Here is a 22403-nt window from a genome sequence, read left to right on the forward strand (position 1 = left end):
CTGCCACCGCATCCGAATATATGGCCGAAAACGCGGACTAAAAGGCACAACCGATGCACCCGTCGCGCGGCGCCGCTTGCAACGCGTCGCGCAATTCCACGCGAATCCCGCAGTGCAGATATCGAGTATAGAAAGGCCGTCGCGTGACGGGTGAATAACCATGCAGCACAACAGCAAGCGCCGCGCCCACTCGATCGCATGCTCAGCGAAGCGAAGCGAAAAATGCGGCGAGACGAGGCATGACGATCGGCGTGTCCGCACGAAACACTGCGGCCGGTCCGTGCTGGACTGTGAGCGAGCTGACGCCGGAGCACGCACCGTACGCAACGCCGTGCGGCGCACGCGGCGATTACAGTTAAAATTGGCGGAAATCGATGATTTTCACCATGACTTTCGAAACATCCGCTGCCAGCCGCACATATCCGCGTTGTTATCCGCGCCTCGATTCGCGCTTTAGTCCGTCTTTCACACGGCGCGCGCCGGGGACCCTGCCCCGATGAAGAGCGCGAGCCCACCCAACTTCGACCAGTCCGCGTTCAGACAGGCGCTCAGCCAGTTCGCGACCGGCGTCACCGTGATCACGACACGCGCCGCGTCCGGCCAGTTGATCGGCATCACGGCCAGTTCGTTCAACTCGGTTTCGCTCTCTCCGCCACTCGTGCTGTGGAGTCTCGCGACGCGCTCGGCGTCGATGCCGGTGTTCCGCGCCAACAGTCACTACGTGATCAACGTGCTGTCTTCGACGCAGCTCGATCTGTGCAAGCGCTTCGCGACCGTGAAGGGCGACCGCTTCGAGGGGGTGTCGCACGCGGCGGGCGACACCGGGATGCCGGTGCTCGACGGCGCGCTTGCGTGGTTCGAATGTCATAACCGCAGCCGCTACGACGAAGGCGACCACGTGATTTTCGTCGGTGAAGTGGAGCGCTGCGGCGTGCACGAAAATGCCGCGGACATGCTGCCGCTGGTGTTCCAGAGCGGACAGTTCCACGGCCTGAAGCCGCTTTGAGCGGCGCGGCGCGTCCCTCGCGCCGGTAGTGCGGGTCGGTCTGACGCGCCGGAAATGGCGCGCCCCTCGTCAGCCTCAACGGTCGCTATGCGTGGCCCCGTGCCCGCTGCTCTTCTTCACCAGTGACACCGGCACGCCCGAGTCTTCCTTCAGCGTTTCGAGCACGATGTTCGAGCGGATGTCCATCACGCCCGGCGCCTTGTACAGGCGGTTGAGCACGAAATCCGAATAGTGCTTGAGGTTGTGCGCGAGCACGCGCAGCAGATAGTGGGTTTCGCCGGTCACGACGAACGCGCCGACCACTTCGGGCCAGTCGCGCAACGCCTCGGCAAAGCGCTCGTGCCAGTTCTGCTGGTCGTTGCGCATCGATACCTGCACGAACGCTTCCAGCTCGAACCCCAAAACTTCGCGGTTCAGACACGCGCGGTAGTGTTCGATGACGCCCTGCTCCTCCAGCAGACGCAGGCGCCGCAGACAGGCTGATGGCGACAGCGAGATACGCTCCGCCAGGTCGAGATTGCTGATCCGTCCTTCCTGCTGAAGCACCGTCAAGATACGGCAATCGGTGGCGTCGAGCGAGATCGCGTTCATATTCGGTCTCCCTTTCCTGTTTGGCTCAAATTATGTTCCAAGACACGGCTGGTTAGGAGATTTTTTCGCAATCACATTTCACGGCTTGACCTCTATCATTTAGAGATAGTCACCTTCCGTCGAAACCGTCATGCGAGCACTCTGGGACATCACCCCCGCCGTCGATCCCGCCACGCCCGTCTGGCCGGGCGACACGCCGGTCGGCATCGAGCGCGTCTGGCGCATGGAGGCTGGCTCGCCGGTCAATGTCGCGCGTCTGACGATGTCGCCGCACACCGGCGCGCATACCGACGCGCCGCTGCACTACGACGCCGAAGGCGCCGCGATCGGCGACGTGCCGCTCGACGCGTATCTCGGTTTGTGCAGAGTGATCGACTGTATCGGCGCGTCGCCTGTTGTGACGCCACAACACCTGACCGGCTCGCTCGACGATCTGCCGCCGCGAGTCTTACTGCGCACTTACAGAAATGCGCCGACGCGCGAGTGGGATAGCGCGTTCTGCGCGGTCGCGCCCGAGACCGTCGATCTGCTCGCCGCGCGCGGCGTGAAGCTGATCGGCATCGATACGCCATCGCTCGATCCGCAGGAATCGAAGACGATGGACGCGCATCACCGCATTCGCGCGCACCGGATGGCGATTCTCGAAGGCATCGTGCTCGACGCGGTCGAACCCGGCGACTACGAGCTGATCGCGCTGCCGCTGAAGCTGACCACGCTCGACGCAAGCCCGGTACGCGCGGTGCTGCGCGCACTGCACGGCTCTCGCTAAGCCACGCGACTCGGCGAGCCAACAACCCGACAACCCAACCATCGAACCACCATGAACCATCGTGACGAAGCCGTGGCGCTCGACAGCGCCGACCCGCTCGCAGCGCTGCGCGACCAGTTCGCGCTGTCGCCGACGACCATCTATCTCGACGGCAACTCGCTCGGCGTACCGCCGGCCGCCGCGGCGCAGCGCGCGCAAACCGTGATCGCCGCCGAATGGGGCGAAGGGCTGATCCGCAGCTGGAACAAATCCGGCTGGTTCGTGCTGCCGCGCCGGCTCGGCAACAAGCTCGCGCCGTTGATCGGCGCGGCCCAAGACGAAGTCGTGATCACCGACACGATCTCGATCAACCTGTTCAAGCTGCTGTCGGCCGCGCTGCGGCTTGCGAATGCACGCGATCCGCAGCGTCGCGTGATCGTGTCCGAGCGCTCGAACTTCCCGAGCGATCTGTATATCGCGCAGGGTTTGATCGAGCAGCTCGATCGCGGCTACGAGCTGCGCCTCGTCGACGATCCGTCCGAGCTGCCCGACGCGATCGGCGCGGACACCGCGATCGCGATGATCACCCACGTGAACTATCGCACCGGCTACATGCACGACATGGCCGCGCTGACGAAGCTGATTCACGACAGGGGCGCGCTCGCGCTATGGGACCTCGCGCATTCGGCGGGCGCGGTGCCGGTCGATCTGAACGGCGCCGGCGCCGACTACGCGGTCGGCTGCACCTACAAGTATCTGAACGGCGGCCCCGGTTCGCCCGCGTTCGTGTGGGTGCCCAAGCGCCACCAGAACGAGTTCGCGCAACCGCTGTCGGGCTGGTGGGGGCATCGCGCGCCGTTCGAGATGAATCCGACGTATCAGCCCGACGACGGCGTGGGCCGCTTCCTGTGCGGCACGCAGCCGATGGTGTCGATGGCGCTCGTCGAATGCGGGCTCGACGTGTTCCTGCAAACCAACATGCAGGCGGTTCGCGAGAAGTCGCTCGCGCTGACCGATCTGTTCATCGAACTGGTCGAGACGCGTTGCAGCGAATTTCCACTGAAGCTCGTGACGCCGCGCGAGCACGCGCAGCGCGGCTCGCATGCGAGCTTCGAACATCCGCACGGCTACGAGGTGATGCAGGCGCTGATCGCGCGTGGCGTGATCGGCGACTATCGCGAGCCGCACGTGCTGCGCTTTGGATTCACGCCGCTGTACACGCGCTTCGTCGACGTATGGGACGCCGTCGAAACCTTGCGCGACGTGCTCACCCGCGAGGCCTGGAAAGCTCCTGAATTCGCCCAGCGCGGCGCCGTTACCTGAGGACGACAGAATGACCGATCACATGCACACGCCGGGCTTGCCAGAAGAACCGGCGGCACAGGGCTGCCCGTTCGGGCACGGACGGACGGCTTCGGCGCCGGCCGCTAGTGCCACGACCGCCTCCGCGAGCACGGCCGATAGCGGCTGGCACGACGCGCAGCTCGACTTCTCGGCGTCGATGAGCTACGGCGACTATCTGACGCTCGGCACGGTGCTGGACGCGCAGCATCCGTTGTCGCCGGATCACAACGAGATGCTGTTCATCATCCAGCATCAGACGAGCGAGCTTTGGATGAAGCTCGCGTTGTACGAGTTGCGCGCGGCGCTCGCGGCCGTGCATCGCGATGAGCTGCCGCCCGCGTTCAAGATGCTCGCACGCGTGTCGCGGATCATGGAGCAACTGGTGCAGGCGTGGAGTGTGCTCGCGACGATGACGCCGTCTGAATACACGGCGATGCGGCCGTACCTCGGCAGTTCGTCGGGCTTCCAGTCGTATCAGTATCGGCAGATCGAATTCCTGCTCGGCAACAAGAACGAGCAGATGCTGAAGCCGCACGCGCATCGCGCCGACGTGTACGAGCAAGTGAAGGCATCGCTCGAAGCGCCGTCGTTCTACGACGAAGTGGTGCGGCTGCTTGCGCGCCGCGGCTTCAAGATTTCACCCGCGCGGCTCGAACGCGACTGGACCAGGCCGACCGAACATGATGCGTCGGTGGAGGCCGCGTGGCTCGAGGTGTATCGCAATCCGTCCGAGCATTGGGAGCTGTACGAGATGGCGGAAGAACTCGTCGATCTCGAGGATGCGTTCCGCCAATGGCGCTTCCGCCACGTGACGACCGTCGAGCGCATCATCGGCTTCAAGCAGGGCACCGGCGGCACCAGCGGCGCGCCGTATCTGCGCAAGATGCTCGATGTCGTGCTGTTCCCGGAGTTGTGGCATGTGCGGACGATGTTGTAACGGTTGGCGCGTGTCAGACAGGGAATGACCGGAAATCACGGCAAGCATGATGCCGCGGTTGTTCCCGCTCGTTGCAGAACAGGCACCGTTCATCGGGCTGAGGAAAGTTCGGAGTTCTCCGAATCTTGAGAGATGGTCAGCATGCCAGCATCGGAACCCCATAAAAAACATCAGAGGGTTTCGATATGCCCGGTGTCGATAACGCCGAAGGAGTGAAGGTTGTACTGAGTGCCCCGCAACTCGCGGCCGTGCTATCTCGTCAGTCGATCAGCCAGTCGGAAATGCTTTCCAACCGGCTTTGGGGCGGGTTACAGGTCGTCGGCGGCGTGCTGGAAATGGTCGGCGCAGGTGTGCTGTGCGCTTTGCCAGATCCGACGATGGCGAGCAAAGCCGGGTGTGTCGTGTTCGGGGTACATGGCTCGGACTCGGCGGCGGCTGGCCTGCGGCAGGTCTGGACTGGTCGGGACACCGCCACGCTGACCCAGCGGGGCGCGACGAAACTCGCTGAAGCGATGCGGGCGAGCCCTGACATGGCGAACAATATCGGCCTGTCCCTCGATATCGCCGTGCCGTTCGGCTTTGCTGGCTCTATTAGGGCGGCACGCGCTGCGCGCGTCACGATGGGCCGGATCAGGCTGAACATGCATGAGGCGAAGGCGGGAAGCCGGATTGGTGGACATACGCTTTTGAAACATGTCGGTCGGACTGAAGCGCAGTTGCGGGAGAGGCTCAGGCTGGAGCCGAAAAGAACTGAAGTATCGTCTTTCGCAAATCTTCAGGAGGCGGAGTGGGCCATATCAGAAACGATGCTTGCAAATGCATCAAAGATCCGAAAATGGACAACAACATCAAAACGAACTCTGACGCTCGAGAAGGATGTTGGAAGAAAAGTAGGCTATGTATTGACCAAGAAGACTGACACCCTAGTGGACAGCAGTAAAGTGAAGGTCATCTTGAAGTACGGGACGTACAACGGGATGCCCTACTACATTCTCACGGCTATGATCGAAGGCTGAATTTCACATGGATATTGATATATGAGATACGAAAATTTGTATCAATTGATTTGTGGCCGCTTCCATGAAGACTTCGACCTTTTTGGCAACACAATCGAGGAATTGGTCTTGTCTTTTACATGCGAGTGCACACCGGAAGAGATTAATGCGACGGTGGCCGAGATAGACCGATTCAAGAGCGATCATGCTCGGAATCTCGACGCCGCGTTTGAGGAAAATTTTGGCTACCAGTGCGATCCGACTGTGTGGGAGCAAACCACCGAGGCTTTTCTCGACAAACTTAAGAGTCTTCTCCTGAGCGAGTAGCCTGATTTTCCTCGCACTGGACGGCGATACATGACATACGACGATCTGGATCAATTGATCGGTGTCTACTTCAATGAGGCTTCCGACTACTGGGGAAACACAATTGAAGAGTTGGTGCGGGCTTGTGCAAGCGGATGCACGCCAGAAATGATTAACGCAAAGGTGGCCGACATAGATCGGTTCAAGAGAGATCACGCTGGAAATCTCGGCGCTGCCTTCGAAGAGGAATTCGGCAGCCAGTTCGTTCCGACGCTGTGGGGTCGCACCGCCGAATCTTTTCTTGATGGGCTTAAACGTCTTCTTCTGAGTGAGTAGCCTGCACTTCCGCCCGCCGGACGGCCCCGCCGTCTGGCGGGGCTTCCGTCTACTTTCATTTCACCAGGCAACCGACGGCGCTTGACACCCCCTAGCGTGCGGTATACCCACCATCAATCGGCAAACACACCCCGCTAACCATCGACGCCGCATCGCTCAACAAAAACAGGATCGGCGCCGCGACCTCGGCGGATTCAGCAAAGCGCCTGAGCGGAATCGCCTGCAACGCAGGATCGCGTTTGACAGGATCGCTCCACGCCAGCACCGCCATCGGCGTCAGCGTGACCGTCGGGTTCACGCTATTCACGCGGATCCCGTGCGGCCCCAGTTCGATGCACAACGCGCGCGTGACCGCATCGAGCGCCGCCTTCGACGCCGAATAGCTCAGATGATCGTCGAGCGCGACGAGCGCGGCCTGGCTCGACACGTTGACGATGCTGCCCGCGCGACCCGCGTCGAGCATGCCACGCGCGACGTGCTTCGCGACCAGCACCGCGCCGCGCGTATTCACCGCCATCACGCGATCGAAGCTCGCGGCCGTGGTATCCACCGCGCGTTCGAGCAACGCGATGCCCGCGCAATTGACGAGACCGTCGAACGGTTCGAGCGACGCGAATGCTTCGTCGATCGCGGCTTCGTCGCTGACGTCGAGCTGCAACGGCTCGCAGCCGGTTTCCTCGGCGAGCCGCGCGAGCTCGTTCACGTTGCGCGCGGCCGCGACGACCGATGCGCCGCTCGCGCACAGCGCCTCGACCGTCGCGCGGCCGATGCCGCTGGAGGCGCCCGTCACCAGAATCGAGCGACCGGAAAAATCGAAAGTAGCGTTCATGATGATTGCAAGCGATGCATGACCGGCTTCAACGCCGGATAGAGATCCACGTACACGCCGAAGCGCTGCTCGTATAACGCCATGCGCCGTGCGTCGGGCTGCGCGCGCTCGATCAGCGTGACCCAGCCGTCTTGCGCCGCTTCGCGCGACACGAGGCCGACGCCGACCGCGGCGAGCAACGCCGCGCCCATCGCGGCTTCGACGTCCTGCTCGATCGTGTAGACCGGATAGCCGGTGACATCGGCGATCATCTGCATCCACAGGTCCGAATGCGCGGCGCCGCCCACGACGATCAACTTGTCGTCGAGCGATTGCGCGCCTTTGCGCCCCGCCTCGATGTTGTGTTTCAGCGCGAACGACACCCCTTCGAGCACCGCGCGATACAGATGCGCGCGCGTATGAAACAGCGACAATCCGACGAACGCGCCGCTCGCCTTCGCATCCCACACCGGACTTCGCTCGCCCATCAGATACGGCAGGAACAGCACGCCGTCGGCGCCCGCCGGCACTTGCGCGGCCGCTTCTTCGAGCAGCCGATGCGGATCGCCATGCGGTGTCGCGCGCGCGGCCTCGATCTCCGCCTGACAGAACTGCTCGCGATACCAGCTGACCGACGCGCCCGCGGTAATCGCGCCGCCGAATACGTAGATATCGTGCTGCCCGTTGAAAACGTGCGGCATGCTGACCAAACCGTGTCGCGCGTCGACACGCTGATTGATGTAACCCCAGCACATGCTGGTGCCGATCATCGCGACGTGCTGTCCCGCGCGCGTGACGCCGGCCGCGAACGTCGCCATCGCCGCATCGACGCCGCCCGCGACGATCGCGGTGCCCGCTTCCAGTCCGAGCTGCGCGGTCCATTGCGACAACAAGCCGCCCACCACCTCCGACGATTCGACGAGCCGCTCCGGCATCATCGTCGCGGGAATGCCGAGCATATCGAGCGCTTCGTCCGACCAGTCGCGCCGCGCGATATCGTAGACGCCGCCGATATTGCCAGCCGAGCTGTGATCAACGGCGACCTCGCCGGTCAGCATGTAGATCACGTACGCGTTCGGCGGCAGGAAATAGCGCGTATGCGCCCACACGTCCGGCTCGTTCTCGCGCAGCCACAGCATCTTCGTGTAGCCGTAGTAGCTGTCTACCCCATTACCGGTGATCGAATAGAGCCGTTCGAGATCGACGTTCTCGCGCACCCAGTCGACCTCTGCGGTCGCGCGCCGGTCCATCCAGATCAGGCACGGCGCGAGCGGCCGCATGTCGTTGTCGACCGGGATGCCCGAGCCGCCGTACAGGCTGCTCACGCACAGCGCCTTGATCGCACGCGGCGCGATGCCGGCCGCCTTCGCATCGCCGACGCACGCGGCCACGCATTCGACCACGGCCTTAAGCCACACTGCGGGCCACTGCTCGGCCCACAACGGCTTCGGCGTGTCGGGTTGATAGCTCGACGCATGCTGCGCGACGATCGCACCGTGCTCGTCGACCAGCAACGCCTTCGTGCTCTGCGTGCCGATATCGACGCCGATGACGTAGTTCATAGAGTCTCCGTTGAATAGCCACGCACGCGATTTACGCGCGCGGCTTCATCAGCACCTTGATCGAGTCGAGCGAGTTCGCGATCCTGATCGCTTCGTCCCATTCTTCCAACGAAAAGCCGTGCGTGACGATGCCCTTCGACGTAACGAGTCCACGCGCGAGCAGATCGATCGCGATCGGATAGCAATAGGGTCCAAGATGCGCGCCGCGCACATCGAGCTCCTTGCGATCGCCGATCACCGACCAATCGAGTGTCGTATCCGCGCCGAACACCGAAAATTCGACGAAGCGTCCGAGCTTGCGGATCAGGTCCATCCCCTGGTTCACGCCGATCGGCGCGCCGGTCGTTTCAATATAGACGTCGCAACCGTAGCCGTCAGTCAGTGAACGAATGATCGCGAGCGCGTCGTCCTTCTGAGGATTGATCGTCACGTCCGCGCCGTATTCGCGCGCGAGCGCGAGCCGCTCTTCGACGAGATCGATCACGACGAGCTTCTTCGGCGTCTTCAGATGCGCGACCTGCGTCATCATCAGACCGAGCGGCCCCGCGCCCGCGATCACGACGACGTCGTCCAGTTGCAGATCGCCGCGATTGACCGTGTGAATCGCGCAGGCGAGCGGCTCGATGATCGCGGCGTCTTCGAGCGAGATGCCGTCGGGAATCTTGTGGACGATCGCGGTCGGCGGAATGCGCATGTACTCCGCCATGCCGCCGTCCGCGACCTCGCGCTGAAAGCCGAAGATGTTGTGCACTTCGCACATCCAGTACTGGCCGGATTTGCAGTAGCGGCACTTGCCGCACGGCACGATCTGCTCGGCGATCACGCGCTCGCCTTTTTGCACGCCGAAGTGCTCGGCCGCGCCCTCGCCCAGTTCCTCGACATAGCCAAAGAACTCGTGGCCCGGAATCACCGGCGCCTTGACCCACGGGCTCGGGCCGCCCCAGAACATCTTCGCGCCCGAATGGCATTTGCAGTCGCTCGCGCAGATGCCGCACGCGGCGATGCGGATCACCAGTTCGTGCGCGCGGGCGCGTGGCTTCTGCACCTGCTCGACGCGATAGTCTTTCGGCGCATGACAGACGATGGCGGTCATGTTCTGCTGGTCGGATGGAGTCGTCATTGCATGGTCCTGCGAAAAGAAGGATGTGGGGAAGTGAGCGTTACTTTCTGCGGTCGCGGCTGATATAGATCGCGAGCAGAATGATTCCGCCCTTGATCACGTTCTGCACGTATGGATTGACGCCGACCATGTTCAGGCCGTTATTCAGCACACCGAGTAACAGCGCGCCGATCAGCGTGCCGATGATCGAGCCGCGTCCACCGGAGATAGATGTGCCGCCCATCACGACGGCGGCGATTGCGTCGAGTTCGAAGCCGACGCCGGCGTTCGGCTGGCCGCTCATCAGACGCGCGGTCAGCACGATCGCGGCGAACGCGGACGTCAAGCCGGCGAGCGTGTAGACGATCATCTTCACGCGCGCGACACGCACGCCGGACAAGCGCGTCGCCTGCTCGTTGCCGCCGATCGCATACACATAGCGGCCGAACGGCATCCGTTCGAGCAGCACCCACGCGATCACATAGATCACCGCCATGATCACGACGGGCGCCTGGATGCCGAGAATCTTGCCGCTGCCGAAGAAGCTGACCCAGTCGGGCAGACCGTCGATCGGGTAGCCGCCGGTGTAGATCAGCGCGAGGCCGCGGGCGATACCCATCGTCGCGAGCGTGACGATGATCGGCGGCATGCCGGCGAACGCGACGAAGAAACCGTTGGCCGCGCCGAAGCCGAGACCGACCGCGAGCCCGACCGCCAGCGCGGCCACCGCATTCATGCCCGCGACCATCAACCCGGCCGACAGCGTGCCCGCGAGCGCCATCACCGAGCCGACCGACAGATCGATGCCGCCCGTCAGGATTACGCAGGTCATGCCGACCGCGATGATCGCGTTGATCGACACCTGGCGCAGCACGTTCTCGATGTTCGCGGCCGACAGAAAACTGTCGCTCGCGAACACCATCACGATGCAGACCACCAGCAGGCCGATGAACGGATAGAACAGCGTCGAGCGTTTCAGCGCGGCCCACGTGAAGCGCACGGGCGCGCCCGGCGTGTCGCTGCTGACGGTCGAGGTTTTCGGCGAAGAGGAAGGATTAGGCATGTTCATGAGAAGCTCCAAGCGAACCGGCGGTCGCATAGGTCATCACGGCATTCGATTCGATCGCGTCGCCTTCGAGCAGCGCTTCGATGCGGCCCTGCCGGAACACGGCGACGCGGTCGCACATACCCACGATCTCCGGCAACTCGGACGAGATCATGATGATCGAGTAGCCGCGCGAGGTCAGTTCGCGCATCAGCAGATAGATTTCGGCCTTCGCGCCGACGTCGATGCCGCGAGTCGGTTCGTCGAAGATCAGGATGTTGGTGTGGTGATTGAGCCACCGCGCGATCACGACCTTCTGCTGATTGCCGCCCGACAGCGTCGCGACTTCGGTGTGCATCGTCGGCGCCTTCACGCCGACGCGCTTCATGATGTCGGCGGTCGCGCGCGCCTCGCTGCGCTGGTCGATGAAGAAACGCAGCGAGCGGTACTTGCCGAGGTTGTTGATCGAGATGTTCTGCTTGATCGAGAAGTCCGTAATGAGCCCTTCCGTCTTGCGGCTCTCGGGCAGAATGCCGACGCCCGCGCGCAGCGCATCGGCCGGATCTGCAAGCTTCGCGGCCGTGCCGTTCACGCGAATTTCCTTCACGTACGCGCGCTCCGCGCCGATCACCGCGAGCGCGGTCTCGGTGCGCCCCGAGCCGACGAGCCCCGCAAAGCCGAGAATCTCGCCTTCGCGCAGCGTGAAGCTCAACTCGGGGCTGTCTTTGAACAACTGCAGGCGCACGACGTCGAGCACGATCTTCCCATCGGCGCGCGGCGCCGGCTTCGGCGGAAAGCTGCTTTCGATGCGGCGTCCCACCATCATCTGCACGAGCCGGCTCACGTCGGATTGCACGACCTCGGTCATGCCGACGTACTGGCCGTCGCGCAGCACCGTGATGCGGTCGCACACCTCGAAAATCTCTTCGAGGTGGTGCGAGATGAAGATCATCGCGACGCCCTGCTGCTTCAGTTCGCGCATGATCGTGAACAGATGCGCTGCTTCGGCTGGCGTCAGCGTCGCGGTCGGCTCGTCGAGGATCAGCACGCGCGCATCGAGCGACAACGCCTTGCCGATTTCGACGAACTGCTGCTGCGCAACGGACAGTTCCCGGATCGGCACCGACAGATCGATCTCGACGCCAAGCCGCTGAAATATCGCGGCCGCCGCGCGCCGCATCCTGGCGCGTTCGAGCAGGCCGAAGCGGTTGCGCATTTCACGGCCGAGAAACATGTTCTCCACCGCGTTCAGATACGGAATCAGGCTGAATTCCTGAAACACGATACCGACACCTGCGGCCACCGCGTCGTGATAGTTCGCGAAGTGGCGTTGCTCGCCGTCGAGCGTGATCGTGCCTTCGTCCGGCTGATAGATGCCGCACAGAATTTTCATCAGCGTCGACTTGCCCGCGCCGTTCTCGCCGAGCAGCGCGTGAATCTCGCCGCGCGCGATCTCGAGGTGAATGCCTTGCAGCGCCTTCACACCGGGAAAGCTCTTGCTGATGTTGTCGAGCTTCAGAATCGTGTCCATCGCGTGTTCCTCTGCCGCGCTCCGCCGCGCATGATCGTCACGCGCGGCGGCCTGCGTTTGCATTACCAGCTGAAGCCCTTCGCGTTGCTCCTGTCGATCATTTTCACGTCGACCGGAATCGCTTTCGGCACATTGGCGCCCCACTTCTTCGCGAGCGCGATGCCGAGCGCGATGCGCACCTGGTCGGCCGGGAACTGCGCGGAGGTCTCGACGAATTTCGAATTCGGCTTCTGGATCGCGGCGATCGCTTCAGGCGCACCGTCGACGCTCGTCAGCTTGATGTCCTTGCCCGACGATTCGATCGCCGACAGCGCACCCATCGAGCCGCCGTCATTCACGCTGAACAGGCCCTTCAGGTTCGGATGCGCCTGGATCATGTTCTCGGTGACGGACAGCGCGGTCGCGCGTTCCTGCTTGCCGTTCTGCGTATCGACGAGCTTCACGCCCGGCGACTTCGCGAGTGCCGCCTTGCAGCCGCGCACGCGTTCGAGAATCGGCACAACCGGAATGCCGTCGAGAATCGCCACTTCGCCGCTGCCGCCGATCGACTTCGCGAGGTAGTCGCAAGCCATCACGCCCGCGTCGTAGTTCTTCGAGCCGACGAACGAATCGACCGGACCGTTCGCGTTCGCATCGACCGCGACCACGACGACGCCCGCCTTCTTCGCCGACGTGACCGCCGACTGGATGCCGGTCGAGTCGGTCGGATTGACGAGCAGGATGTCGATCTTCTTTTGCAGCATGTCTTCGACGTCGCTGACCTGCTTGCTGACGTCGTGATGCGCGTCGGTGACGACGACCGTCGCGCCGGTCGACGCGGCCGCGTCGTTCAGCGCTTTTTGCATCGTCACGAAGTACGGGTTGTTGAGTTCCTGGAACGTCATGCCGATTTTCAGCGGCGCGGCCTGCGCGGTCTGCGCAGCCGACACGGCGGCGAGCGACAAGCCGAACACGAGCGCGGCGACGCGGCGCGCGACCATCATCGAAGGATTGAGCGAAAGAGTAGACGGCTTCATGGTTGTCTCCATTTTTTGAAGTGAGCACGCCCCTCGCGCTGCGGGTGCACAGCGCGATCGATGCGTGTTGAAACGCGAGTGGACAAAAACAGCGGACTACCGGGCGGGCACTAGGTGACCGGATACGCGACGCCGCTACGCGGCAAGCCCGGCGCGAGCACGATCGCCGGTGCGTTGTCGATGCCCCGGCCACGCGCGGCCGCCTGCTCGGAAGCGTCGCGGCTCGCATCGTTGAGTTGCTGATAACGGCGGAACGTCGATGGCGCCATGCCCTTCATCGCGAGGAACTGCCGGTTGAAATTCGACAGGTTATTGAAGCCCGCCTTGAAGCAGATGTCGGTCACGCTCAGTTCGCCGTCGGTCAGCAACTGGCACGCGAGATTGATGCGCATGCGATTCACGTACTGCACGAAAGGCAGCCCGGTATGGCGGCGGAAATAACGCGAAAAAGCGCTGACGCTCTGGCCGGCGAGTTGCGCAAGCTCCGACTCGCGCAATTCGTTCGAGAGGTTCTTGCCGATATACGCGAGCACATGATTGATGCGGGTTGCCGCGAAGCTGGTCGGGTCGGCCTGATACGCGGGACTCGCGAGCGTGTCGCGATCCGACGCGTTCATCAGGATCTCGAGCATCGACATGAACAGCACGAGCCGGCGCAGTCCGCGCGCCGCGAGCAGTTCGAGAAAGAGCGGCTTGATTTGCGCCGAGGTCTCATGACCGAACGACAGGCCGCGACGCGCGTCGGCGAGCAGCGCCTCGACCTGCCGCCATTCCGGAAAACTCTCGAGACAGTTCGATACGAACTCCTGGCCGAACTGCACGACCAGATTGCGCTGCGCGACGCTCTCGCCTTCGGGCACGTCGCTGACCCAGTTGTGCGGCAGGTTCGGCCCCATCAGCACGAGATTGCCGGGCGCGAAGCTGCCGATGTGATCGCCGACGAACATCTTGCCGGTTGTCGCGACGATCAGATGGATCTCGTACTCCGGATGAAAGTGCCAGCGCACCGTGCGATACGGATAGCCATGCGACCACACTTTGAACGACTCGTCGTGACGTACGGCCACGATTTCGAGATCAGGTTGCACTGTCTGCCTCCATGGAGCGGCACGGGTGAGGCGCCGCCGATCTTGATCTTGTAAAGCGAAAAGTAACCGCCAAACGCGTTGGCGACCACTTAAAAAGAAACCGCGGACCGATACTTTTTTGCACTGGGGTTAATCCCGACGCGCGCAAGGTCAAATTTGATGCAATGCAATATGCGAGGCCCAGCGCGTTTTCGACCTTCGGACGCCCGTCGCTGCCGCAGCCCGCATGCCGCGCTGCGCCATCAAAACCCCGTTCCGTTGCCTTGACTTTCGTTTCGCCGGGTACGATCATTCGCTCACATACAGAGCAAATGCTCTGAACGCACAAAAACCCGCGCCACGAGCGCGGTGGACGTTTGCAACTACGTTGCATGGGACCAGAGCAAGCGCTGAAGCGCTAACTCTGGCCGACACCGGAGACACGACATGAACAGCGGGCAAGGCAGCGGCGCGGCCGCACACGTGATCCTGCACATCGGCGCGGGATCGTTTCATCGCGCGCATCAGGCGTGGTATCTGCATCGGCTGAACGAAGCGAGCGCGGCCAGCGAGCCGCACTGGTCGCTGACCGTCGGCAATATTCGCGGCGACATGAACCCGGTGCTGGAAGCGCTCGCCACGCAGAACGGCGTCTACACGCTCGAAACGGTCACGCCGCAAGGCCAGCGCGCGTACGAGACGATCCGCTCGATCGAGCGCGTATTGCCGTGGAGCGAAAGCCTCGACGGGCTGATCGAAGCGGGCTCCGACCCGGCCTGCAAGATCATCGCGTTCACCGTGACCGAAGGCGGCTACTACCTCGACGAACACGACCGGCTCGACACCGCGAATCCCGATCTCGCCGCCGACCTCGCCGGCGGCCACAAGACGATCTACGGAGCGCTCGCGGCGATTCTCGACGCGCGCGTGAAACGCGGCGCGGGCCCTGTCACGCTGCAGACCTGCGACAACCTGCGCAGCAACGGCGAGCGCTTTCATGCGGGCATGAGCGAGTTTCTCGAACGACGCGGTGCGAACGAACTCGCGCAATGGTTCGATGACAACACCTCGTGCCCGTGCTCGATGGTCGATCGCATCACGCCGCGTCCGACGCCCGACGTGCGCGAGCGCGTGAAGGCCGCGACCGGCGTCGACGACGCGAGTCCGGTGATGGGCGAAGCGTTCATCCAATGGGTGATCGAAGACCGCTTCATCGCGGGACGGCCGGCCTGGGAGAAGGTCGGCGCGGAACTCGTCGATTCGGTACTACCGTACGAGGAAGCGAAGATCCGCATTCTCAACGCGACGCATAGCTGCATCGCGTGGGCGGGCACGCTGGTCGGTCTGAACTATATCCACGAAGGCACGCTCGACGCCGATATCCGCCAGTTCGCGTACGACTACGTGACCGAGGACGTGATCCCGTCTCTGACACCGAGCCCGCTCGATCTCGAACGCTATCGCGACGTCGTGCTCGAGCGCTTCAGCAATCCGCATATTCTCGACACGAACCAGCGCGTCGCCGCCGATGGCTTCTCGAAGCTGCCCGGCTTCATCGCGCCGACACTCGCCGAATGCTTCGAGCGTGGCGTTACGCCGGCGGCGACCGCGATGCTGCCCGCGTTGTTCTTCCGCTTTCTGGAGCGCTGGCACACAGGCAAGCTGCCCTATGCGTATCAGGACGGCGTGATGGACGAGCGCGTCGCGCACGGCTTTTTCACGGCGCCCGACCCGCTGCGCGCATTCGCGGCCGACCGGCTGCTGTGGGGCGGCATGGCGCAGACGCCCGAACTCGAAGCGGCGCTCGCGGGCGCGCTCGCGCGTGTCGACGCATGGCTCGCGAAACGCGGCGCGGCTTGACGAGCCAGGCTTAATGCGCATGACAGCGCGCGCGATGTGCGGATAAAGTAGCGCATCTCCAACGACGAAGGTTTCGCTCCCATGTACCTAGGCATCGACCTCGGCACGTCCGAAGTGAAAGTTCTGCTGCTCGCCTCCGATGGCCGCGTGATCGGCACCGCAGGCTCGCCGTTCACCGTTTCGCGTCCGCACCAGCGCTGGGCCGAGCAGAATCCCGAAGACTGGTGGGCGGGCACGCACAGCGCGCTCGCCGCGTTGCGCGCGCGTCATCCCGACGAGTTCGCGCAGATTCGCGGCATCGGCCTGTCGGGGCAGATGCACGGCGCGGTGCTGCTCGATGCGGAGAATCGCGTGCTGCGGCCCGCGATCCTGTGGAACGACATGCGGAGCGACAAGGAATGCGCGGAGCTGACCGAGCGCGCGCCGGATCTGCACAGCGTCGCCGGCAATCTGGCGATGCCCGGTTTCACCGCGCCGAAGCTGCTGTGGGTCGCGCGTCACGAACCGGAGATCTTCGCGAAAACCGCCTGCGTGCTGCTGCCGAAAGACTATCTGCGCCTGCAACTGACGGGCGGCAAGGTGTCCGATCCGTCGGACGCGGCCGGCACGCTGTGGCTCGACGTCGCGAAACGCGACTGGTCGGATTCGCTGCTCGCAGCCTGCAACATGACGCGCGCGCAGATGCCGGCGCTGCGCGAAGGCAGCGCGCCGGCCGGCACGCTGCTGCCGGAACTCGCGCGCGAATTCGGCCTGCGCGACGACGTGATCGTCGCGGCCGGCGGCGGCGACAATGCGACTAGCGCGATCGGCATCGGCGCGACGCAACCGGGCGACGGCTTCGTATCGCTGGGTACGTCGGGCGTGCTGTGCGTGGTCGGCGACAGCTTCCGGCCGAACCCGGCCTCCGCCGTCCACGCGTTCTGTCATGCGATCCCGGATCGCTGGCATCAGATGAGCGTGGTGCTGTCGGCGGCGAGTTGTTTGCGCTGGGTCTGCAAGCTCACGTCGACCGACGAGCCGACGCTGCTCGCCGAAATCGAGGCGCTGCCCGCCGAGGCCTTGACCACCGCGCCGCTCTTTTTGCCGTATCTGTCTGGCGAGCGCACGCCGCACAACGACCCCTACGCTCAAGGCGTGTTCTTCGGCATGACTCACGCCACCGACCGCGCGCTGCTGGGCTACGCGGTGCTCGAAGGCGTGACGCTCGCGCTGACCGACGGCCTCGACGCGCTGCGCGCGGCCGGCACCGAAGCGAAGGTGCTGTCGCTGCTCGGCGGCGGCGCACGCAGCGATTACTGGGCCCAGTTGCTCGCCGATGCGCTCGACACCGTCACCGTCAAGCATGGCGGCGGCGAAACCGGCGCGGCGCTGGGCGCGGCGCGTCTCGGCTGGCTCGCGGCAGGTGGCGAGCCGGCCACCGTGCTTACCAAGCCGCCCGTCGAAAAGGAGTTCACGCCGAATCCGCGTCGCCACGCGGAATTGCGCACGCGCCTCGAAGCGTATCGCGCGCTGTATCGCCACGTACGGCCGCTGTTCGATCCCGCGCGGGTACCGCTCGCCTGAGCGTCATCCGCGGCCGGCCTGCGCGACAGACGCGCCGCCGGCCGCTATCATCGGCACACTTCAAGCGAAATCTCATCGTGCCCAGGTCCACAGAAAAACTCGATCTCGCCACGCGCGCCGCGTGGCTTTACTACGTCGCGGGCAACACCCAGAACGAAATCGCCGAGAAGCTGCAGGTGTCGCGGCCAGTCGCGCAGCGGCTCGTCGCATTCGCCGTCGAAAAGAACCTGATCCGCGTGCGGGTCGATCACAAGCTCGCCGATTGTTTGTCGCTCGCCGATCAGCTGTCGAAGCGCTACGGCCTCAGCATGTGCGAGGTCGTGCCGATCGACGGCGATACGCCCGAGGAACTCGACCGCAAGCTCGCGGTGGCCGGCGCGCAGGTGATGGAGCGTTATCTGACCGCGGAAAAGCCAATGGTCGTCGCGGTCAGCAGCGGGCGCACGCTGAAAGCCGCGGTCGATCAGATCGCGCAGCTGGACCGTCCGCAGCACCGGTTGGTATCGATGGTCGGCGCGATCGCGCAGGACGGCTCCTCGAACCGCTACGACGTCGCGCTGCATATTTCTGAAAAGACCGGTGGCAAGCATTTTCTGCTGCCCGCGCCGCTGCTCGCCGACAGCGAGGCCGAGCGCGCGCAGTGGTGCAATCACCGTCTTTATCGGATCGTCGAGTCACTGTCCGCGCAGGCCGACGTCGCGTTCGTCGGCATCGGCAACATCGGCATGACCTGTCCGTTGCACGAGGACGGCTTCATCACGGAAGGCGAGGTGAAGGAGTTGATGCACAACGGCGCGGTCGCGGAAATGCTGGGCCTGCCGATCGATGCGGCCGGCGCGCACGTCGAATCGCCGACCGGCCGGCGCGTGACGAGCATCGCGCTCGACGCGCCGCCACGCCGGCCGACCATCGGGTTTGCGGGCGGACAGCGCAAGCGTGAGGCGTTGATCGCGGTGCTCAAGGGTGGGTGGTTGTCGGGGCTCGTGACTGATGAGTTGTGTGCGCGGGCGGCGTTGGAGGCTTGAGGGGGATGAGTGGTGGTCGCGCATATCGCATCGACCCTCGAAAGCACCTCTAGCGTTTGCCGATCACAAAAAGGCACCACCCGGGCTGCGCAACAAGGGCCCGAAAAGGCAATTACCCAAGAAGACACAAAGGAGAAAAAAGCAATTTCTTCATCGTTTTAATCAGCTGCTAACGCCGCAACATGAAATCGAGGCTCGCTCCCCGCGTAGTACCGAAAGAGCATGACACATGTTCTGCGAGAAAAAGTATAGTTGTCATCGCGCGCCACGTGATTCATTCGTGCTGCACCTTGTCGAAATATGTTTCATCCTCGGGTGCGAGATTTTAACGACATTCGCATAAGCGATATTCAGCCGTTTGTTTTGCGTCGCAATCTCCGCCGCAAGAAAGCACTCCAACTGGTTAGTTGGTGCTCGTTACGTATTTTTCTCCGTCAAAAAAGTAACGCTTACGAACACTCTCCTCGGCAGTTCCGAAATCAATGTAAATGCCGACAAAGCCTCCGCGTGATTTCGCGGCAATCGCCACACTATAGCCACCAGTCGAAAGCATGAGTGACGGATTGCCTGTTGACGTTTTTTTCACTAGCCATATGGGACCCAGTGCCGCCCCCCATCCACAAGCCTGACTAGTCGTGACAAACCACGTAGATACCGAACTATCCGATGACAGTGGAATTTTTTTCCCTTGCATTTTGCAATTCAGCGACCCATAAGGTCTGAAGGAGATGTCTGATTCGATGGCTGAGCGAATTACTTCAGGGACCGGCCCAAGGTCTTGACTCTCCACGGATGCAAGAGGTTCGGAAGCGGATGCAAAACAGTTTGCACAGACCATCGCAAGAATTATCAGCATTGCTTTCATTGGCTACCTCGGTCCGCCACGTTAGAGCATATGTTATCCAGGATAAGATCAAATACTGGCATAACATGGGCCTCCGAAATGTCCTTTCCACCATAAGCCAGACTGGGGCCATCATGGTGATACGCGTAGGTCATCACAAAAACATTTCTCACAATGGCCCCGGCGGCAATCGCAAGTCGCTTATTTTCCAAATAATGCCTCACCATCGCATCAGCACCTTGTTCTGCATCGAAACGCTGACTGTTTGTATCGATTCCATAGGCACTTGCTGTTCGGTCAACAAATTGACCCAATCCTGAAGCGGAAGTCGTTCCTGCGGCAGCATCTGGATTGAAGCCAGATTCGTGACGAGTCATTGCCAAAACCATCGCAATATCGTCCCTGCTCAAGCGATACTGACGACCTTTTTGAACCAAAAGATTTATGACCTTAATTTGAGAGATTTTTGATGCATCTCCGCCCCTTCGGCTATTACCGGCAATTCGACCCGGCGAGATATCAATTGGGAGTCGATAGTGACTCCAACTCACGATTTGATTATCTTTATATGCCGGCGCCGGGTGAGGCACCCAAATCGCATCATAGTTGATACAACCACATGATTGCGTATTGATAAAATTCCCCACCAGCCCAATCGGATTGATGTGATACACATCCGATCCGGGGAAGCCAGGAACGCCCGCCGCCACCTCGTCCCACCACACCAGCTTCGCGATGCGCTTCTTCTCCTCTTCATGCTCAGGCCTGTGTCCGGTGCGCTCTTCGATGGCACTGACCAGCGCCTGCCACTTCGCCGGATTGGCCCATTCACTTTCGTGTTTCGCGATGAGGCGCGATGCGCGAAACGCGGCCCACGGAAATCCGGAACGCTGAGGGCTTTGTCCCGCGCTGCAAAGCTCATCCGCCGCGTAAAGACCGTCACCGCCCGGATACAGGACGCGATAGATTGCGGCCATCAGTGGGCTCAGCTTGCCAAGTGAACCCGCACCGGATGCCTCAGTGCGAAGCGCATAGTCCACATAGTCGCCCGTGGTTGCAAAAATGGTGTGCGTCGGATCGTGGTCTGCGTCGTGACACTCGAAGTCAACCCAGCTTTGTGAAAACTCCCGCGTCACGCGACCGCCCTCGAAGCTCTGCTCACGTACCCATCCGCGAATAGGGTTGCCTCGCACATCCGCGCTGTCTACCTTCCACCAGCGCCGTTTCGTCCCGTCGCTGCCTGGGTCTTTTTCCATGAACCTGTGACCGTCATCCTGCGGCAGCGCGGCAAAGCGATAAGCCTGGACCACATCGGTCTGTTTCGGGTCCTTGCCGGATCGCCCATTGGCATGGTCATGGTAGAGGGTCGTTCCACGCGCCACGCGCAGAATGGTGGGCTCCGGTGACAGGCCCAGCTCGCTCCACCGGTCCTCGTGCGCACAGTTGGCTCGAACCCAGTCGCGTCCGGACTTGATGAACTGCCTGATGCCCCCGTCGCAGAACACCTCGATGTGCGCCAGCCGCGTTCCGCTCGTACACGCGTTCAGCGAGTCATAGCGGCCAGGGTGGCCGATCAGGTCACCGGCCTTGACGGGAAATCCACCGGCGGTCCCCTGCGGATCGCCCGCGCTGCACGTCCGGTTGGTCGTGACAATCACCCGGTCGAACATCGAATCCGGCATGCGCTCTTTCGCGACCGGCCCGCCATTCTGCGCGCCCAGGCAAATCCATCCGCCCACCGCCGCGGAAGCTGCGACGTAGCCGCCCGCCTCGGGCGCATACAGCGTTGCTCCGTTCAGGTCCGTTAGCTGGCCCCACGTTGCACCATGCACCGTGTCAGTCTTGCCGATGCTGACACTTGCCCCCTGCGGCACGATGCCAACGATGGGGCCATTCGGCGTCCTGCGCACAGGCAGACCCACCTGCGACGGATCCGCAACCTGCCCACCGCGACCCGGCCGCGGCCTGTCCTGCGCAAACTGCGTCACCTGCCACTGCCGCGACCAGTACGCCGGTTTCTGCCGCTTCGGGAAGTTGTCATAGTCAGCGTTGGACATCAGGTGCATGTACAGGCTATAGAACGTCAGCCGCGTGCCGCGCGGAAACTCCATCTCGTGCCGCACCAGGGCAAAGCCCGTGCTGTACGGAGCCTGAAGCGGCACGTTACTGCCGTCCACGCTTGCTTCGCTGACCGGATAGTCCTGGTTGGCGCGATACGCGATCAGCACACCGTCCGCGATGCAGCGTAGTCCCGCGTCGAGGTCGAGCGCCTGCCCCGCGCCCGCCTCCGTGATGTGGAGGCCGCCGTGCCACATGCCCTTGCGGCTGACGAGATACGCGCCGGACGGCTCGTTCGTGGCAAGAAGGCGGTAAATGTCGTGCTCGTCGGTGAAACGGGTGGATGCACTGGCATTGCCTTGCGCCTTGCGCAGAAACGGAAAGGCAAAGGCCAGTTGCTTGAGAGCCGGTGGTTTTGGGGTGTGCGGGTTATGTGGTGCCGAGTTGCTCGTCATTGGCTCGGTGCACTCCTGAAAGGATTGGGGTACACCACACTATGACGGGTCGGCTAACAGCGTCGATTAGCCAGACTCTGAAATTGTTCGAACAATTGTCAAGCCGAGAAGTTCGCTTGAGGTTCGCCAAGGTCGCGAAGCTGGTCCTAAAACGGACCGCTATGGGTCATGAATGATTCGGAGAAGAAGGCGCTGTCCGGCGGCCAA

At 62.7% G+C, this 22403-nt stretch carries 20 protein-coding genes; 10 read left to right on the top strand and 10 right to left on the bottom strand.

Annotated elements, in window-relative coordinates; genetic code table 11:
- Positions 1-496 precede the first annotated feature (496 nt).
- Positions 497-1006 (top strand): flavin reductase family protein, encoded by a 510-nt coding sequence (locus ACLFKU_RS06430; protein WP_176105187.1) that lies wholly within the window; start codon positions 497-499, stop codon positions 1004-1006.
- Positions 1007-1081: 75 nt separating this feature from the next.
- Here ACLFKU_RS06430 and ACLFKU_RS06435 read toward each other — a convergent pair whose 3' ends face one another.
- Entirely contained in the window at positions 1082-1597 is a 516-nt protein-coding gene (locus ACLFKU_RS06435; RefSeq protein ID WP_176105186.1) for an Lrp/AsnC family transcriptional regulator, read from the bottom strand.
- Between the two features lie 130 nt (positions 1598-1727).
- Here ACLFKU_RS06435 and kynB point away from each other — a divergent pair, with 130 nt between their 5' ends.
- The 6 genes from kynB (at position 1728) to ACLFKU_RS06465 (ending at position 6263) form a co-directional block, all read left to right on the top strand.
- Positions 1728-2366, top strand: coding sequence for an arylformamidase (gene kynB, locus ACLFKU_RS06440; protein ID WP_368584738.1), 639 nt, complete (start codon positions 1728-1730; stop codon positions 2364-2366).
- Between the two features lie 51 nt (positions 2367-2417).
- Complete coding sequence (gene kynU, locus ACLFKU_RS06445; RefSeq protein ID WP_368584737.1) at positions 2418-3668, top strand: kynureninase; 1251 nt, start codon at positions 2418-2420, stop codon at positions 3666-3668.
- Between the two features lie 10 nt (positions 3669-3678).
- Positions 3679-4626: a tryptophan 2,3-dioxygenase gene (kynA, locus tag ACLFKU_RS06450; RefSeq protein WP_410848543.1), complete on the top strand. Its 948-nt coding sequence runs from the start codon at positions 3679-3681 to the stop codon at positions 4624-4626.
- A 185-nt stretch (positions 4627-4811) separates the two neighbouring features.
- Positions 4812-5642, top strand: coding sequence for an RNase A-like domain-containing protein (locus ACLFKU_RS06455; RefSeq protein ID WP_410848544.1), 831 nt, complete (start codon positions 4812-4814; stop codon positions 5640-5642).
- A 21-nt stretch (positions 5643-5663) separates the two neighbouring features.
- On the top strand, positions 5664-5948 hold the full coding sequence (locus tag ACLFKU_RS06460; protein ID WP_410848545.1) for a contact-dependent growth inhibition system immunity protein: 285 nt from the start codon (positions 5664-5666) through the stop codon (positions 5946-5948).
- 30 nt (positions 5949-5978) lie between these two features.
- On the top strand, positions 5979-6263 hold the full coding sequence (locus ACLFKU_RS06465; protein ID WP_410848546.1) for a contact-dependent growth inhibition system immunity protein: 285 nt from the start codon (positions 5979-5981) through the stop codon (positions 6261-6263).
- 91 nt (positions 6264-6354) lie between these two features.
- Here ACLFKU_RS06465 and ACLFKU_RS06470 read toward each other — a convergent pair whose 3' ends face one another.
- From ACLFKU_RS06470 to ACLFKU_RS06500, 7 genes are all read right to left on the bottom strand, one after another.
- The gene (locus ACLFKU_RS06470) at positions 6355-7092 is read right to left on the bottom strand and encodes an SDR family oxidoreductase (protein WP_410848547.1); all 738 of its coding nucleotides are present in this window, start codon (positions 7090-7092) and stop codon (positions 6355-6357) included.
- Positions 7089-8633 (bottom strand): FGGY-family carbohydrate kinase, encoded by a 1545-nt coding sequence (locus ACLFKU_RS06475; RefSeq protein ID WP_410848548.1) that lies wholly within the window; start codon positions 8631-8633, stop codon positions 7089-7091. Before ACLFKU_RS06475 ends, ACLFKU_RS06470 begins: the two co-directional genes overlap by 4 nt.
- Positions 8634-8664: 31 nt before the next feature.
- Positions 8665-9753 carry an alcohol dehydrogenase catalytic domain-containing protein gene (locus ACLFKU_RS06480; RefSeq protein ID WP_176105179.1) on the bottom strand — a complete coding sequence of 363 codons (1089 nt, stop codon included), beginning with the start codon at positions 9751-9753 and terminating at the stop codon, positions 8665-8667.
- Positions 9754-9793: 40 nt separating this feature from the next.
- Positions 9794-10801, bottom strand: a complete 1008-nt coding sequence (locus tag ACLFKU_RS06485) for an ABC transporter permease (protein WP_410848549.1) — start codon at positions 10799-10801, stop codon at positions 9794-9796.
- The gene (locus ACLFKU_RS06490) at positions 10788-12308 is read right to left on the bottom strand and encodes a sugar ABC transporter ATP-binding protein (protein ID WP_410848550.1); all 1521 of its coding nucleotides are present in this window, start codon (positions 12306-12308) and stop codon (positions 10788-10790) included. The genes ACLFKU_RS06485 and ACLFKU_RS06490 overlap by 14 nt, the downstream gene beginning before the upstream one ends.
- Positions 12309-12370: 62 nt before the next feature.
- The gene (locus tag ACLFKU_RS06495; RefSeq protein WP_410848551.1) at positions 12371-13324 is read right to left on the bottom strand and encodes a substrate-binding domain-containing protein; all 954 of its coding nucleotides are present in this window, start codon (positions 13322-13324) and stop codon (positions 12371-12373) included.
- 110 nt (positions 13325-13434) lie between these two features.
- Positions 13435-14412, bottom strand: coding sequence for an AraC family transcriptional regulator (locus tag ACLFKU_RS06500; RefSeq protein ID WP_410848552.1), 978 nt, complete (start codon positions 14410-14412; stop codon positions 13435-13437).
- A gap of 426 nt (positions 14413-14838) precedes the next feature.
- Between ACLFKU_RS06500 and dalD the strand changes: the two genes are divergently transcribed.
- The 3 genes from dalD to ACLFKU_RS06515 all read left to right on the top strand — a co-directional run bounded on the left by dalD (position 14839) and on the right by ACLFKU_RS06515 (position 18839).
- The gene (gene dalD / locus ACLFKU_RS06505) at positions 14839-16251 is read left to right on the top strand and encodes a D-arabinitol 4-dehydrogenase (protein WP_410848553.1); all 1413 of its coding nucleotides are present in this window, start codon (positions 14839-14841) and stop codon (positions 16249-16251) included.
- Between the two features lie 81 nt (positions 16252-16332).
- Positions 16333-17814 (top strand): xylulokinase, encoded by a 1482-nt coding sequence (gene xylB / locus ACLFKU_RS06510; protein ID WP_410848554.1) that lies wholly within the window; start codon positions 16333-16335, stop codon positions 17812-17814.
- A gap of 77 nt (positions 17815-17891) precedes the next feature.
- Complete coding sequence (locus ACLFKU_RS06515) at positions 17892-18839, top strand: sugar-binding transcriptional regulator (RefSeq protein ID WP_176105172.1); 948 nt, start codon at positions 17892-17894, stop codon at positions 18837-18839.
- A 403-nt stretch (positions 18840-19242) separates the two neighbouring features.
- On the opposite strand, the gene ACLFKU_RS06520 is transcribed toward ACLFKU_RS06515, so the two are convergent.
- Positions 19243-19704: a hypothetical protein gene (locus ACLFKU_RS06520; RefSeq protein ID WP_410848555.1), complete on the bottom strand. Its 462-nt coding sequence runs from the start codon at positions 19702-19704 to the stop codon at positions 19243-19245.
- Positions 19701-22196: a lytic transglycosylase domain-containing protein gene (locus tag ACLFKU_RS06525; RefSeq protein ID WP_410848556.1), complete on the bottom strand. Its 2496-nt coding sequence runs from the start codon at positions 22194-22196 to the stop codon at positions 19701-19703. The genes ACLFKU_RS06520 and ACLFKU_RS06525 overlap by 4 nt, the downstream gene beginning before the upstream one ends.
- Positions 22197-22403 lie beyond the last annotated feature (207 nt).

The sequence above is a fragment of the Paraburkholderia sp. EG304 genome, from assembly GCF_046543485.1.
Classification (GTDB): domain Bacteria; phylum Pseudomonadota; class Gammaproteobacteria; order Burkholderiales; family Burkholderiaceae; genus Paraburkholderia; species Paraburkholderia youngii.